Below are 13,986 nucleotides of genomic sequence, written 5' to 3' on the forward strand. Positions count from 1 at the left end.
GTTGTCAAGGTTCTCCCGGTGGACGGGAGCGTACGGGAGGGTGAACCGCCCGAGATGGGGAGAATTCCGTCTACGCTTGGGCGGCGCACACGCCGACGTCCGTCCGAGGAGCTGAGCCCGATGCCCGCAGACCGCCCCACCATGCCGCCGGTGCGGCTGCACCCCGAAGCGGAGCTGGCCCGCGACGCGCTGAGCGCCCCGCTGCTGGCCCGGGCCGCCCGGCTCGCGCGCTGGGCCGGGACCGGCGTCCCGGTCGGCGTCGGCGGCGAGCTGGTCGACCCGTCGCTGGTCGCCGCCACCGAGCACCTGGGGCTGGCCGGCGACGAGGAGGGCCCGGCCTACACCGCCGAGGCGTGGCAGCTGGCGGTCGACACCGGACTGGTCGAGATCACCGAGGACGAGGACGCCGCTGACGGCGCGGCGGACGTCCCCGACGACGCCGCGGTCGGCACCGCCACCCCCGGCGAGGAGCTCGCCCTGCTCACCTCCGGCAGCCCCCAGGACGTCCTGGACATCTGGCTCGGCGGTATGGAGACGGTGCTCGCCGACGCGGTCGCCCCGGACCTCTCCGACATCGCCGAACAGCTCGCCGACGGCGGCGAGCTGGACCTGGACGCCCTGGACTGGGACCCGGAGGAGGAGGCCGAGCTGCTGGACGGCATCCTCGGCAACCTCTACCTCCTCAGCGCCCTGAACGAGGTCCCCGGCCAGGACGTCCCGCTGCCCGCACTGGCCGCCTCCATGATCGTCCCGGACGACATGGACGAGCCCACCGACGAGATCCTCGAAGAGGTCTCCGCGGTGATGATGCGGCTCGACGACCAGTTCCGGGTGCTGGAGCCGATCGGACTGGTCGCCTACCGGCCGGTCGACGAGGCGCTCATCGAGGAGCTGGACGAGGACGGCGACACGGTCAGGGCCGCCGAGCCGCTGGCGGACGAGGACGTCGCCCGGTACGGCATGGTCCGGCTCACCCCGCTCGGCGTCTGGGCGGTCCGCGCCCGGATGCTGGACGCCGGCGTGGACGCCCCGGCCGTCGGCGACCTCGCCGACCAGAGCGCCGACGCCCTGCTGGCCGCGCTGCCCGACTACCCCGAGGTGCTGGCCCAGGCGGAGTCCGAGCAGTGGCTGGCCGCCCGCACCCCGCTGGACGCCGCCCGGGACCTGCTCGCGGCGGCCCGCGGCGACGACGAGTACGGCCCGCTGCGCCGGCTCGCCGCCCAGCAGACCCTCTCGCTGGTCGCCCCCGAGGCCGAGCCGGCGCTGCGCGAGGTGCTCGACGACCGGTACCTGGGCGGACTGGCCCGGGTCTGGCTCGCCGAGCGCGGGCTGCCCGACATCCCCGAGCCGTCCCAGGACATGGTCTTCTGGCTGACGGTGGACACCATCGCGGCCCAGCTGGGCGACACCGACGACGCGGCGGCGGCCGAGCTCCGCGAGCTGGTGCAGGCCCTGACCGAGCAGCACAGCGGGTTCTTCGACGAGGTCTGGCGGGTGGACCACCCGGCCACCGCGGAGGTGCTGGAGGTCATGGGGCAGCTCCACCCGGACAAGAAGGCCGCCAAGGAGGCACGCAAGGCCGCCTTCAAGGCGCGGTCGCGGCAGTCCGACTGACCGGGGGCCGGCCGGGGCGCGGCGTCAGCCGCTCCGGCGGAGCCGGTGGTCGCGCCGGGGCTCACTCGCCCGGGGCCGCCGCGGTGATCAAGTAGTAGTCCAGCAACCCCGTCTGATATGCCGTCAGGTATTGCCGGGGCCACTTGTCGCGCAGCTCCGGCCGCTGCTCCATGTAGCGGTCGTAGGGCTCCCAGACACCGTCGCCGATCGGGGTCACCGCGACGTCCCGCAGCCCGGCCGCGTCGAACGTGGCGGCCACGTCGTCCACCAGGTGCGGGACGTCCAACCCGTCGGCGTACGGGGGCAGCAGCTCGGGCAGCACCCGGACCGCCTCCGGGACCCGGGCGAAGAACGTGCTCAGCGCGAACTGGCCGGCCGGGCGGAGCACCCGTACCGCCTCCCGCGCGAAGCCGGCCAGGTCGCGGAAGTGCTGGGCGGCCTCGACGGAGTAGACGAAGTCGGCGCAGGCGTCCGGCAGCGGCATCCGCTGGGCAGGGCCGAGCACGAACTCCAGCCGGCGGGGGCCGGTGTCCTCGCGGAGCAGTTCGGCGTTGGCCTCCAGGGCGCGGGCGATCTGGTCCGGATGGGCGTCCAGACCGATCAGCGACCCGAAGTCGAACTCCCGCAGGGCCAGCGCACAGCCCAGCCCGCGCCCGCAGCCGACCTCCAGGGCGGTGCGGCCGCGCGGCCGGTCGAAGGTGTCCAGCACCAGCCGGTAGAGGTCCTGCTCGCTGCGGACCCGGTCCTCCTCGGTCAGCGGGCGGTCCGCGAGCTCGGGCAGCCAGGCCCAGTAGCCGAAGTTGATGAAGCCGCCGGCGAACGCGGAGACGGTGCTGAGATCCTCCTCGCCGTAGGTGGCGGCGACCCGCTCGGGGAGGTCCGGGCGGGCTGCGCCGTCCGGGTGGTCCGGGTGCCCGGGCCGGTCGGGTCCGCCGGCCGGGGGCGGCTGCTGGGTCATCGGACGCTCCTCGTCGTAAGCCGTGGGGGAGGGGGCCGACGTCGGGCGTGCGCGGAGGGTGGGGGGAGGGCGGGCGCGACGGTACCGACGACACAATTCTCGGTCCTCGACGGCTCCCGCACCAGGGCGGGACACCCGCTCGCCGCGATGCCCATCGGCCGGGGCCGGCCGGTGGGGCGGGTGCGGGACGGGCGGCCCCGCACCCACCACGGGCGCGGGCTACAGCGCGGCGGCCGCGGGCTTGACCATGCCGCGCACCGTGCGGGCGTCGACGAAGTCGCCCAGCGCGGTCATCTCCCACTCGCCGGAGTACTGCCGGATCAGCTTGGCCATCAGCACGCCGGTGCGCGGCTCGGCGCCGGTCAGGTCGAAGCGGACCAGCTCCTCGCCGGTCTGCGCGTCGGTCAGCCGGCAGTACGCCTTGGTGACGTCGGAGAACTTCTGGCCGGAGAAGGAGTTGACGACGAAGACCAGGCCGGTGACCTCCGGGGGGATCCCGCCGAGGTGGACGGTGATCGCCTCGTCGTCCCCGTCGCCGTCGCCGGTGAGGTTGTCGCCGGAGTGCTGGATCGCCGCGTCGAGGATCCTGAGCTTGCCGAAGTAGCAGGCGTCGATCTTGCCGCGGTCCGGGCCGTAGGCGATCACCGAGGCGTCCAGGTCGATGCTCCGGCCGCGGCGGGCGGGCTCCCAGCCCAGGCCCATCCGGACCGAGGTGAGCAGCGGGCGGCCGCCCTTGACCAGGGAGACGGTTTGGTTCTTCCGGAGGCTGACCCGGCCCTTGTCGAGGTTGACCTTGCCGGCGGCCGGCGGGACCGGCGCGGCGGGCTCGCCGGGGGCCGGCGGCGGGGCGACCGGGGCGGGGGCGCCGACGGGCGGTGCCCACTGCTCCGGCGGGACGGGCGCCGGGGGCGCCTGCGGGGCCGGGGGCGTCGGCGGGGTCCGGGGGGCCGGAGGCGCCTGGGGCGCGGGTGGGGCGGCCGGCTCCTCCACGCTCACGCCGAAGTCGGTGGCGATGCCGGCGAGGCCGTCCGCATACCCCTGGCCGACCGCGCGGACCTTCCAGCCGCCGCCGCGGCGGTAGATCTCCACCACGACCAGCGCGGTCTCCGCGCCCAGCCGCGGCGGGGTGAAGGCGGCCAGCACGCCGCCGCCGTCGGCGTCGCGGACCGTGCCGGTCGGCTCGGTGCCGGCGAAGGTCGCGCCGGGCGCGTCCAGGCTCGCGGTGACCACGACCTTGTCGATGTCCGCGGGCACCGCGGCGGTGTCCACCGTGATGGTGTCGCCGTCCGGCGCCGAGCGGTGGCTCACCCCGGGCCCCGCGGGCTGGTTGTAGAACACGAAGTCGTCGTCGGAGCGCACCTTGCCGCCGGCCGTCAGCAGCAGGCCCGAGACGTCCAGCCGCACGGGGGCGGTGACGGTCACCGCCACCCGCGCGGCGGTGAGCGGGAGGTTCGAGCCAGGAGTCATTGCGGTCATGCCAGCCCTAACGGTCAGCGGGCGTACGCGGTTCCCCGCGGGGGCCGCCCCCAAGCCGGTCGGGGCGGCCGTCCCCGCCGGTCAGCGTCGGGCCCGGGAGTTGCCGAAGAGCAGCCGGTAGGCGATCAGCAGGACCAGGGCGCCGGCCACCGCGGCGATCCACATGGCCGGGTCGTAGAAGTCCTTGGGTATCGGGCGGTGCAGGATGCGGGTGGAGAGCCAGCCGCCGATGAAGGAGCCGGCGATGCCGATCAGGGTGGTGCCGACGAGGCCGCCCGGGTCCCGCCCCGGCAGCAGGACCTTGGCGATCACGCCCGCGATCAGGCCCAGGACGAGCCAGCTGACGATGCCCATGGTGTGTTACCTCGTTCTCGCGTGGTGTGCTTGCGCCTGCCGGAACGCGGGGTGCCGGCAGGCGTCGTGCCCTCAAGGACGCCGGGGGGCGGGGACGAGGTTCCGTAGGGTGGTGGATCATCCGGAATCGCGGTCAGTGCTGCCACATGGGAGGGTTCGTGCAGAAAGCTCCGCCGAGGTGCGCGTGTTCGGGGTCGTCCGGATCGAGCTCCCCCTGCGCGGCGAGGAGTTGCGCGGCGTACGGCTCGGAGTCGTCCTGCGGGTCGTAGCCGAGGGCGCGGGCGGTCGTCAGGTCCCACCACAGCCGGGTGTTGGCGGAGGAGGCGTAGGCGACGGTGTGGCCGACGTGTTCGGCGGTGAGCGCGGCGTGCAGCAGCCGGGCGCAGTCCGCCGGGCTCAGCCAGATGGAGAGCATCCGCACGGTGGTCGGCTCCGGGAAGCACGAGCCGATGCGCAGTGACACGGTCTCGATGCCGTGCCGGTCCCAGTAGAGGGCGGCGAGGTCCTCGCCGAAGCCCTTGGAGAGGCCGTAGAAGGTGTCCGGGCGGTGCGGGGTGTCGGCCGGGATGGCCGCGGAGCCGTCCGGCGGGCGCGGGGTGAAGCCGACGGCGTGGTTGGAGGAGGCGAAGACCACCCGGCGCACGCCCGCCTCGCGGGCCGCCTCGTAGAGCCGGTAGGTGCCCTCGATGTTGGCCCGCAGGATCTTCTCGAACGACGACTCCAGGGAGATGCCGGCGAGATGGACGATCGCGTCGACCCCGTGGACCGCCGCGCGCAGCGCCTCGGTGTCGGCCAACTCCGCGGTGACGGCGTCTGGTTCGCCCTCGACCGGCCGCTGGTCGAACAGCCGCAGCCGGTAGCCGTACGGCGGCAGTAGTGCGCGCATCAGGGTGCCGACTCCGCCGGCGGCGCCGGTGAGCAGGACGGTGCGGGGTGCGGTCATGGGCGGAACTCCTCCGACTGGTCGTGCGGCCGTATGCATGGACCAGGTTCATATGGATGGACGAGGTGGATGGAGGGACACGCTAGGGAGCACCCTCCGGGCCGGTCAAGACGCTTGATCGGGCAGTCAAATCGGCTTGTGCGGCACGGGATGGGGACCCTTGACCCGCCCGGGCGGCTGCAATACCGTGACGACGTTCAGAAATGTAGACGTCGATCAGAAACGTAATCGACCGGAAACGTCTGCGGGAACGCGTCCGCGCACGCCAGGGAGAGCCCGTGACCGCACACCCTCCGCCGGCCACCGCCGGGCACCACCAGCTCGCCGACCGCCTCGACGGACCGCTGTTCTTCCCGGTGACCGCGTACGCGCCGGACGGCGCACTGGACCTGGACGCCTTCCGGGCGCATCTGCGCGGCGGCATCGACGCCGGCGCGGGCGCCGTCTTCGCCTGCTGCGGCACCGGCGAGTTCCACGCCCTGACCCCCGGGGAGTACGCCGCCTGCGTCGCCGCGGCCGTCGCGGAGGCCGCCGGCCGGGTCCCGGTCCTCGCCGGCACCGGCTACGGCACCGCGCTCGCCGCCCACTTCGCCCGCCTCGCGCACACCGCCGGCGCCGATGGGCTGCTGGCCATGCCGCCGTACCTCGTCCGGGCCGACCAGCCCGGCCTGCTCCGCCACTACACCGAACTCGCCGCCGCCACCCCGCTCCCGGTCATCGTCTACCAGCGCGACAACGCCGTCTTCACGCCGGACACCGTCGCCGCCCTGGCCCGCACTCCCGGCGTCATCGGCCTCAAGGACGGCCTGGGCGACCTGGAACTGCTCCAGCGCATCATCAGCGCGGTCCGCACCGACGCCCCCGGCCGGCCGTTCCTCTACTTCAACGGCCTGCCCACCGCCGAACTCACCGGCGCCGCCTACCGGGGCCTGGGCGTCCACCTCTACTCCTCGGCCGTGTTCGCCTTCGCCCCCGAGATCGCGCTCGCCTTCCACCGGGCGCTGGCCGACGGCGACGACGCCACCGCCACCCGGCTGCTGGACGGCTTCTACCGGCCGCTGGTGGAGCTCCGCAACGAGGGCTGCGGCTACGCCGTCGCGCTGGTCAAGGCCGGTGTGGGGCTGCGCGGCGGGCCGGCCGTCGGCGGGGTGCGGCCACCGCTCAGCGACCCCGCACCGGCGCACGTCGAGCGCCTGTCGCACCTGCTCGACCACGGTCTGGCGCTGGCCGCGGCCGCCCCCGGGAGCGGCGCCTGATGCGCACCGCGGCCTTCCTCTACCCCTGGGACGTGGTCGGCGACCCGGACGCCCCCGCCCGCCTCGCCGAACTGGGCCTCGCGCAGGTCACACTGGCCGCCGCCTACCACTCCACCCGCGCCCTCACCCCGCGCCACCCCCACCACCGCATCGTCACCGCCCGGCACTCCGCGGTCCTCTACCCGCCCGACCCGGACCGCTGGGCGGGCCGCCGACTGCGCCCGTACGCCCAGGACTGGATCGCGGACCCGGACCCCTTCGGCACCGCCGCGCGGGCGCTGACCGCGGCCGGCCTGGAGGTGCACAGCTGGGTCGTGCTGGCCCACAACTCCCGTCTGGGCGCGGACCATCCCGCCTCGGTCGTCCGCAACGTCTACGGCGACCGCTATCCGTGGGCGCCCTGCATCGCCCGCCCCGAGGTGCGCGACCACCTCGTCCACCTGGCCGCCGAGGCCGCCGTCCGGCCCGGCGCCCGGGGCGTGGAGCTGGAGTCCTGCGGCTGGTACGGGCTGGCGCACCTGCACGGCCACGACAAGATCGGCGGGGTCGGCCTGGGCGGCGTCGCGGAGTACCTGATGTCGCTGTGCTGCTGCCCGGTGTGCCTCGCCGGCTATGCCGAACTCGGGCTGGGCGAAGGGGAGTTGCGGGCGCGGGTGCGGCGGGCGCTGGAGCCGGTGTGGGCCGGGGCGGCGCTCCCGGACGGCGGCGGCCGGGCGGGGGAGTGGGCCGCCGTCGAGGAACTGCTGGGCCCGGAGCCGGCGGGCGCGGTGCGTGCCTGGCGGGACCGGGCGGCGGACGAGCTGCGGCGCGCGGTGGTGGGCGCCGTGCGGGACGCCGCGGCCCGGGCGCCGGTGGACGGCTTCCGGGTGCTGCTGCACGCCGATCCCGCCCCGCACCGCTGCGGGGCCAACCCGGGCGTGGCCCCGGCGGCCGCCCTGGCCTGCGCGGACGGGGTGGTGGTGCCCTGCACCGGGGACGCCGCGGCGCGGGCCGAGGCGCTGCGCCCGTTCGCGGAGCGCCCCGCGGGCGCGACCGTGGCCGCCAACCTCACCGTGGTCGCCGGGATGGGCGGCCGCCCCGACCGCCTCGCCGCCGACGCCGCGCACGCCGCCTCGCTCGGCGCGGACGAACTGCGGCTCTACCACGCGGGGTTGGCGGGACCGGCGGACCTGGTGGCGGTACGGGGCGCGCTGCGGGCGCTGAACCGGTCGGCCGGCGGCCGGGCCCAGGGCAGTGGCGCGGAGCCCGCATCCCGTGCCTGACTGTCCGTCAGGTGGGCGAAGGCCACGACGTTGCCCAGGTACTCCTGCCGGGTCCGGCTGAAGCCGCCGCCGCAGGTGATCAGGCGGAGCTCGGGCCGGCGGGCCTCGCCGTAGACCTTCTCGTCGGGGAAGTGCCGGCCGTCGTAGACCTCCACCGCATCGACGGTGAACACCGCGATCCGGCCGTCGGCGCGCAGGATCCGCACGGTGTGCCCCTTCTTCAGGGCGCCCAGGCGGTAGAACACCGCGGGGCCCGCGCGGGTGTCCACATGGCCGGCGACCAGGGCGGTGCCGGTGGCGCCGGGCGGGGTGCCGTCCGCGTACCAGCCCGCCAGGTTCCGGTCGCCCTCCGGCGGCGGGGCGAGGCTGCCGTCCGCGGCCAGCCCCAGCCGGGTCAGCGGCGCGTCGATGCCCAGGGATGGCACCGCCACCCGGAGCGGCTCGGCGGCCGGCAGCGGTGGCGCGGCCCGCTCGGTGGCCGCCTCGCCGCCCGGCGGTCGGGCGGTGAACCCCTGCGCGACGGACGGTTGGGGCGGCGCGGTGTCCCGGCTGCCGTTGACGATCAGCCAAACGCCGGTGCCGCACGCGGCGGCGGTGACGGCGGCCGCCACCGCACCGGCCGGCCGGGCCCAGGCCCGGCGCCGGCCGGCCCGCCGCGCGCGGAGCGGGGCCCGGATCAGTACCGGCCGCCGGGCCGGCGGCGGCGCACCAGCCAGACCCCGCAGGCCGCCGCCGCCACCACCACACCGGCGCCGGCCGCGATCTCGGTGGTGTTGATGCCGTCCTCGCTCGTGGCGCCCTCGCCGGTCTTCATCTTGCCCTTGGGCGGCGTGGTGGGGCCGGCGCTGCCCTTCGCGGGCGTGCTGGGGTGCTCCTTGGCCGGCATGCTCGGGGCCGCGCTGCCGTGCCCCATGCCGGGGCTCATGCTCATGCTCGGACTCGCGCTCATGCCCGGGCTCATGCTCGGGCCGGCGGACGCGCCCTGCTCGCCGACCCGGACCGTGCCGGTCAGCTCCTTGCCGTCGGCGCACTTGCCGCCGATCCCGTAGTTGCCGGGCTTGGTACCGGGCTTGACCATCACCTTCCCCACCAGGGAGCCCTTGGCGCTGCCCGGGGCGAAGGCGACCGTGCCCCCGCCCAGGGCGGTGGCGTCCACGCTCGCCGAGCGGCTGGCCCCGCACCCCGTGGTGGACAGGGAGACCGTGGAGCCGGCCGCAGCCGCCCCCGGAGAGACCTCGATGGTGCCGAAGTCGCCGGCGTACGCCGCGGTGGCGGCCAGACCCAGCGTGGCGACGGACAGCACGGCACCGGTGAGCAGTCGGGTGGAACCCATGGGAACAACCTCCGCGAAGCGCGGACGTGACACAGGTGTGCCACTGGGGGAATCGGCGGAGTTCCGCGCCTCCACCCACGAGATAAGCCCGCGACGGCCGGCCGGTCCTGCTGGCCTACGGTGAACGGGTGAGCGGGACCGGCCGGTTGCGCCGTCCGGTGGCCGCGACCGCTCCGGCCGCCGGGTCTCAGAGGCGCCGGGTGGCCAGCGTCAGCCGGTCCCGGGCGTCGAACAGCGCGTCCTTGATCGTCTGCTCGTGGGCGGGGGTCAGCCGGGCCACCGGCACCGAGCAGCTGATCGCGTCCCGGGCCGGGGTGCGGTAGGGGATCGCCACGCCGAAGCAGCGCAGGCCGACGGTGTTCTCCTCGCGGTCGACCGCGAATCCCTGCTCGCGCACCGCGTGCAGCTCCTCGATCAGCCGCTCGCGGTCGGTGATCGTGTGCTCGGTCAGCGCGGGCAGGGTGGGCGGCAGCATCGCCCGCACCTGGTCGTCGGTGCAGGTGGCGAGCAGTGCCTTGCCCAGCGACGTGGAGTGCGCGGGCAGCCGGCGGCCGACCCGGGTGAACGGGCGCAGGTAGTGCTGCGACTGGCGGGTGGCGAGGTAGACGACGTTGACGCCGTCGAGCCGGGCGAGGTGGATGGTCTCGGTGGTGTCGTCGGAGAGCCGGTCCAGGGTCGGCCGGGCGGCGGCCACCACCTCGTCGCCGTCGATGTACGAGGTGCCGACCAGCAGGGCGCGCACGCCGATGCCGTAGCGGGTGCCGGTGGCGTCGGTCTCCACCCAGCCGAGGTCGACCAGGGTGCGCAGCAGCATGTAGAGGCTGGACTTGGGATATCCGACGGCTTCCTGGACGGAGGCGAGGCTGTGCATGCCGGGGCGGCCCGCGAAGTATTCGAGCAACTCCACCGTCCGCACAGCGGACTTGACCTGTGCTCCACCGGTCTCGGCAGCCGACATCGCCCTTGACCCCTCTGTTCGGACAGTCATAGAGTCCCAGATGTTCACCATCTGGGACATCGTTCAGCATATAGAACGCTGTCAGCGCTGTCCCGTGTGCAGCAAGGGTTCACGCAGCACTGACTTCGCCCGGGAGGGACGCACGGTGACAGCAGCAGAAGCAGCGCCGGTGGCAGCACCAGTCTGGAGCGTGGACCCCCGAACCGGGAAGCGCCGGGAGCGGGTTGCGGTGGAGGCCACAGCCGACGCGGTGGACGCCGCGGTCCGCGCCGCGCACGCCGCCCGGGGCCCGCTCGCCGACCGCGGCCGGCGGGCCGCCCTGCTGCGCCGCGCCGCCGCCCTCCTGGAAGCCGACGCCGACCCGGTCGTCGCGGACGCCGACGCCGAGACCGCCCTCGGCGTCCCCCGCCTGACCGGTGAACTCGCCCGCACCGCCTACCAGTTGCGGTCCTTCGCGGACCTGGTCGACGAGGGTGACTTCCTCGACGTCCGGATCGACCACGCCGACCCCGGCCTCGCCCCGCCCCGCCCCGACCTGCGCCGCTACAAGATCCCGCTGGGCGTGGTCGCCGTCTACGCCGCCAGCAACTTCCCGCTCGCCTTCTCCGTGCCCGGCGGCGACACCGCCAGCGCCCTCGCGGCCGGCTGCCCGGTCGTCGTCAAGGCCCACCCCGACCACCCGGCCACCTCCGAGCGGTGCGCCGCCCTGCTGCGCCGCGCCGCCACCGAGACCGGACTGCCCGCGGACACCGTGGTCCTGGTGCACGGCTTCCGGGCCGGGCTCGACCTGGTCCGCCACCCGCTGGTCACGGCGGCCGGCTTCACCGGCTCGATCCGCGGCGGACGCGCCCTCTACGACGCCGCCGCGGCCCGCCCCCACCCGATCCCCTTCCACGGCGAACTGGGCAGCCTCAACCCCGTGGTGGTCACCGAGGCCGCGGCCGGTGAACGCGCCGACGAGATCGGCACCGGCCTGGCCGGCTCCATGACGCTGGGCACCGGGCAGTTCTGCGTCAAGCCGGGGCTCGTCCTGGTGCCCGACGGCCCGCACGGCGACCGGCTGCTGGCCGCGCTCACCACCGCCGCGGGCGCCACCGGGCCGGGCGTCATGCTCGACCACCGGATGCGCGACGCGTTCCTGGCCGGCATCCGCGAACGGGCCCAACTCCCCGACGTCCAGGCCCCGTTGCGGCCCGTGGCGGAGGACGGTGGGCACACCGTCGGCGCCGCCGTGCTCACCGTCGACGCGGCCCGCCTCGCCGCCCCCGGCCCGCACGACCTCCTGCTGGAGGAGTGCTTCGGCCCGGTCACCGTCCTCGCCCGCTGCGCCGACGAGGACGAGGCCACCGCGCTCCTCGCCCGCGTCCCCGGCACCCTCTCCGCCACCCTTCAGCTCTCCGCCGCCGAGAGCGCCGGCACCGACCCCGCCGGCCGCGGCGCCCGGCTGCTCGCCGCGGTCACCCCGCTCGCCGGCCGGGTCGTGGTCAACGGCTGGCCCACCGGCGTCGCGGTCGCCCCCGCCCAGCACCACGGCGGCCCCTACCCGGCCACCACCTCCACCGCCACCTCCGTCGGCGCCACCGCCGTCGAGCGCTGGCTGCGCCCGGTCGCCTACCAGGACACCCCGCCGGCCCTCCTCCCGCCCGAGCTGCGCGACGCCAACCCGCTGGGGCTGCCGCGCCGGGTCGACGGCCGGGCCGAGGAGCCGGGCGGGCGCCTGGCCGGTGGCCCGCTGGCAGGGGAGGGGACCGGCCCGTGAACCCCGCCGCGCCGCACCCCACCCCGCAGGTCCGCCCCGCCACCCCCGCCGACCTGGAGCAGATCGCCGCACTGCACACCGCCGCCCGCGCCGCCTACCTCCGCGGCCGGGTGCCGGACGCGCCGTTCGACGCGCCCGCCGAGCACGCCCGCTGGCGGGACGCCTGGGCCCGGGTGCTGCACCGCGACGAGGCCCCCACCCTCTGCGCCGTCCACCGCGACACCGTCCTCGGCGCCGCCTCCTACCGCCCCCGTCGGGGACACTCCCCGCGCGCCGCCCCCGGGACCACCGTCGCGTTGCACCAGCTGCACGTCGATCCGGCCCACTGGGGCACCGGCGTGGGCCGTGCCCTGCACTCCGCCTGTCTGCACGCCTGGCGCGCCGCCGGCCACTCCCGGGCCGTCCTCGACGTGCTCTGGCACAACCACCGCGCCCGCACCTTCTACACCCGGCTCGGCTGGCGCCCCGACCCGGACCGCCGCCCCGCCCCCGACGCCACCCACCTGGCACTCACCCTGTGCCTGACTCCGCCGGAGCACCGGCCGGCTCCCGCCGGGCCATGATCTGCAGCCGCTCGGCGGTGCGGCCGTCCAGCGTCGGCACCACCGTGCGGCGCTCCCGCAGCACGGCGAAACCCGCCTCCCGCAGCAGCCCCCGCAGCCACTCCGGCGGATGGTGCCGGAACACCCCGCCGTCCTCCGTCTCGAACACCCCGTACGTCCCGTACCGCGCCGCGAACCGCTCGTACTGCCCGACGTGGAACCCGTCGTCCTGCAGCGGCACATCGCTCACGTAGAGCACCCCACCGGGCCGCACCAGCCGCCCCAGCTCCCCGACGATCGCCCGCTGGTCGGCGTCGTCCGGCACACAGGTCAGCACCGCGAACAGCAGCGCCGCGTCGAAGCTGCGGTCCGTGAACGGCAGCGGGAACCCGGCCCAGCGCATCAGGGCCAGCCCCGGGTGCTCCCGCCGCCCCCGCGCGATCAGCGCCGCGGACCGGTCCACCCCGCGCACCGCCCGGTACCCCGACCCGACCAGTTCGGCGGTGAGCCGCCCGTACCCGCAGCCGTAGTCCAGCACCCGCGCGGTCCGCGGTACGAACTCCGTCAGCAGCTCGGCGTCGAGCGGATGCGTGAAGGTCTTGGCGGCCCCGGTCGACTCCCAGAACCCGTCGGTCGCGTGCGGTGGTGGCGTGCCCATAGCGGGACGGTACCGCCCGGCCGACGCGCATCCGGCGCATCGCGCGGCGGCCGACCCGTTCGGGACGCCCGGGGGGCTTTCCGGAATAAGCCCCCCGCCGGCACCGTTGCACCCCTTCGTACCCCTGATCGGCCGCGGGCCGGTCCCCCCCGAGGAAAGCCATCGAGAGTCATCCCCATGCGCGTCGAAATCTGGTCGGACATCGCCTGCCCCTGGTGCTACATCGGCAAGGCCCGGTTCGAGGCCGGTCTGGCGGCCTTCGCCCAGCGGGCGGACGTCGAGGTCGTCCACCGTTCCTTCGAACTGGACCCGGCCGCCCCGCCGGCCACCGACGTCCCGATCCTGGACATGCTCGCGACGAAGTACGGCGTCAGCCGGGAACAGGCCGAGGCGATGGAGGCCCGCGTGGCCGAGGCGGCGGTCGGCGAGGGGCTGGGCTACTGCTCCGACCGCATCCACGGCAACACCTTCGACCTGCACCGGCTGCTCCACCTGGCCAAGGCGCACGGCGTCCAGGACGCACTGCTCACCGCCCTCTACCACGCCAACTTCGCCGAGGCCCGGCAGCTCGCGGACCCCGCGGTGCTGACCGGGATCGCGGTCGGGGCCGGCGTGCCCGAGGCCGAGGCCGCGCGGGTCCTCGCCGACCCGGACGCCTACGCCGACGAGGTCCGGGCCGACGAGCGCGCCGCCGCCGAGCTGGGCGCCACCGGCGTCCCCTTCTTCGTCATCGACCGCCGCTACGGCGTCTCCGGCGCCCAGCCCGCCGACGTCTTCCGTCAGGCCCTGGAGCGGGCGCACGCCGACTCCGCCGTCCAGGTGCTGGCCGCCGACGACGCGGACAGCTGCGGCGACGGGAGCTGCGCGGTCTGA

At 75.6% G+C, this 13,986-nt stretch carries 13 protein-coding genes and 1 pseudogene; 6 read left to right on the forward strand and 8 right to left on the reverse strand.

Features of this window, described 5'->3' with window-relative positions; genetic code table 11:
- Positions 1-120: 120 nt before the first annotated feature.
- Positions 121-1,614 carry a hypothetical protein gene (locus tag SNOUR_RS29540; RefSeq protein ID WP_067352944.1) on the forward strand — a complete coding sequence of 498 codons (1,494 nt, stop codon included), beginning with the start codon at positions 121-123 and terminating at the stop codon, positions 1,612-1,614.
- A gap of 61 nt (positions 1,615-1,675) precedes the next feature.
- Here the strand turns inward: SNOUR_RS29540 and SNOUR_RS29545 are convergent, their stop codons facing one another.
- From SNOUR_RS29545 to SNOUR_RS29560, 4 genes are all read right to left on the reverse strand, one after another.
- Positions 1,676-2,572: a class I SAM-dependent methyltransferase gene (locus tag SNOUR_RS29545; protein WP_067352947.1), complete on the reverse strand. Its 897-nt coding sequence runs from the start codon at positions 2,570-2,572 to the stop codon at positions 1,676-1,678.
- A gap of 219 nt (positions 2,573-2,791) precedes the next feature.
- On the reverse strand, positions 2,792-4,039 hold the full coding sequence (locus tag SNOUR_RS29550; RefSeq protein ID WP_159426083.1) for a TerD family protein: 1,248 nt from the start codon (positions 4,037-4,039) through the stop codon (positions 2,792-2,794).
- Between the two features lie 90 nt (positions 4,040-4,129).
- Positions 4,130-4,402, reverse strand: coding sequence for a GlsB/YeaQ/YmgE family stress response membrane protein (locus SNOUR_RS29555; RefSeq protein ID WP_067352953.1), 273 nt, complete (start codon positions 4,400-4,402; stop codon positions 4,130-4,132).
- A 133-nt stretch (positions 4,403-4,535) separates the two neighbouring features.
- Positions 4,536-5,345, reverse strand: a complete 810-nt coding sequence (locus tag SNOUR_RS29560; protein ID WP_067352956.1) for an NAD-dependent epimerase/dehydratase family protein — start codon at positions 5,343-5,345, stop codon at positions 4,536-4,538.
- A 278-nt stretch (positions 5,346-5,623) separates the two neighbouring features.
- Between SNOUR_RS29560 and SNOUR_RS29565 the strand changes: the two genes are divergently transcribed.
- Both SNOUR_RS29565 and SNOUR_RS29570 read left to right on the forward strand, forming a co-directional pair.
- A complete protein-coding gene (locus SNOUR_RS29565) occupies positions 5,624-6,601 on the forward strand; it encodes a 5-dehydro-4-deoxyglucarate dehydratase (RefSeq protein ID WP_067352958.1) in 978 nt (325 codons plus the stop codon).
- Positions 6,601-7,863: a hypothetical protein gene (locus SNOUR_RS29570; RefSeq protein ID WP_067352961.1), complete on the forward strand. Its 1,263-nt coding sequence runs from the start codon at positions 6,601-6,603 to the stop codon at positions 7,861-7,863. Before SNOUR_RS29565 ends, SNOUR_RS29570 begins: the two co-directional genes overlap by 1 nt.
- On the opposite strand, the pseudogene SNOUR_RS43435 reads toward SNOUR_RS29570, so the two are convergent.
- The 3 genes and pseudogenes from SNOUR_RS43435 to SNOUR_RS29580 all read right to left on the reverse strand — a co-directional run.
- Positions 7,860-8,474 (reverse strand): annotated as a pseudogene (locus SNOUR_RS43435) (class F sortase); the annotation flags it as partial. The gene SNOUR_RS29570 and the pseudogene SNOUR_RS43435 overlap by 4 nt on opposite strands.
- Positions 8,475-8,539: 65 nt before the next feature.
- Positions 8,540-9,196, reverse strand: a complete 657-nt coding sequence (locus SNOUR_RS29575) for a GVDTG sorting domain-containing protein (protein WP_067352963.1) — start codon at positions 9,194-9,196, stop codon at positions 8,540-8,542.
- Between the two features lie 187 nt (positions 9,197-9,383).
- Entirely contained in the window at positions 9,384-10,154 is a 771-nt protein-coding gene (locus tag SNOUR_RS29580; RefSeq protein WP_067352965.1) for an IclR family transcriptional regulator, read from the reverse strand.
- Positions 10,155-10,323: 169 nt separating this feature from the next.
- On the opposite strand from SNOUR_RS29580, the gene SNOUR_RS29585 reads away from it, so the two are divergent.
- Both SNOUR_RS29585 and SNOUR_RS29590 read left to right on the forward strand, forming a co-directional pair.
- A complete protein-coding gene (locus SNOUR_RS29585; RefSeq protein ID WP_079142953.1) occupies positions 10,324-11,913 on the forward strand; it encodes an aldehyde dehydrogenase (NADP(+)) in 1,590 nt (529 codons plus the stop codon).
- Positions 11,910-12,476 carry a GNAT family N-acetyltransferase gene (locus tag SNOUR_RS29590; RefSeq protein ID WP_067352971.1) on the forward strand — a complete coding sequence of 189 codons (567 nt, stop codon included), beginning with the start codon at positions 11,910-11,912 and terminating at the stop codon, positions 12,474-12,476. Before SNOUR_RS29585 ends, SNOUR_RS29590 begins: the two co-directional genes overlap by 4 nt.
- Here SNOUR_RS29590 and SNOUR_RS29595 read toward each other — a convergent pair.
- Positions 12,424-13,113, reverse strand: coding sequence for a class I SAM-dependent methyltransferase (locus SNOUR_RS29595; RefSeq protein ID WP_067352973.1), 690 nt, complete (start codon positions 13,111-13,113; stop codon positions 12,424-12,426). The genes SNOUR_RS29590 and SNOUR_RS29595 overlap by 53 nt on opposite strands.
- A 177-nt stretch (positions 13,114-13,290) precedes the next feature.
- Here SNOUR_RS29595 and SNOUR_RS29600 point away from each other — a divergent pair, with 177 nt between their 5' ends.
- Complete coding sequence (locus SNOUR_RS29600; protein ID WP_067352975.1) at positions 13,291-13,986, forward strand: DsbA family oxidoreductase; 696 nt, start codon at positions 13,291-13,293, stop codon at positions 13,984-13,986.

The sequence above is a fragment of the Streptomyces noursei ATCC 11455 genome (assembly GCF_001704275.1).
Classification (GTDB): Bacteria; Actinomycetota; Actinomycetes; order Streptomycetales; family Streptomycetaceae; genus Streptomyces; species Streptomyces noursei.

Coding starts and splice junctions, on each gene's coding strand:
- SNOUR_RS29595 (WP_067352973.1), bottom strand. CDS start 13,113: ATGGGCACGCCACCACCGCACGCGACCGACGGGTTCTGGGAGTCGACC.
- SNOUR_RS29575 (WP_067352963.1), bottom strand. CDS start 9,196: ATGGGTTCCACCCGACTGCTCACCGGTGCCGTGCTGTCCGTCGCCACG.
- SNOUR_RS29560 (WP_067352956.1), bottom strand. CDS start 5,345: ATGACCGCACCCCGCACCGTCCTGCTCACCGGCGCCGCCGGCGGAGTC.
- SNOUR_RS29570 (WP_067352961.1), top strand. CDS start 6,601: ATGCGCACCGCGGCCTTCCTCTACCCCTGGGACGTGGTCGGCGACCCG.
- SNOUR_RS29545 (WP_067352947.1), bottom strand. CDS start 2,572: ATGACCCAGCAGCCGCCCCCGGCCGGCGGACCCGACCGGCCCGGGCAC.
- SNOUR_RS29600 (WP_067352975.1), top strand. CDS start 13,291: ATGCGCGTCGAAATCTGGTCGGACATCGCCTGCCCCTGGTGCTACATC.
- SNOUR_RS29580 (WP_067352965.1), bottom strand. CDS start 10,154: ATGTCGGCTGCCGAGACCGGTGGAGCACAGGTCAAGTCCGCTGTGCGG.
- SNOUR_RS29540 (WP_067352944.1), top strand. CDS start 121: ATGCCCGCAGACCGCCCCACCATGCCGCCGGTGCGGCTGCACCCCGAA.
- SNOUR_RS29550 (WP_159426083.1), bottom strand. CDS start 4,039: ATGACTCCTGGCTCGAACCTCCCGCTCACCGCCGCGCGGGTGGCGGTG.
- SNOUR_RS29555 (WP_067352953.1), bottom strand. CDS start 4,402: ATGGGCATCGTCAGCTGGCTCGTCCTGGGCCTGATCGCGGGCGTGATC.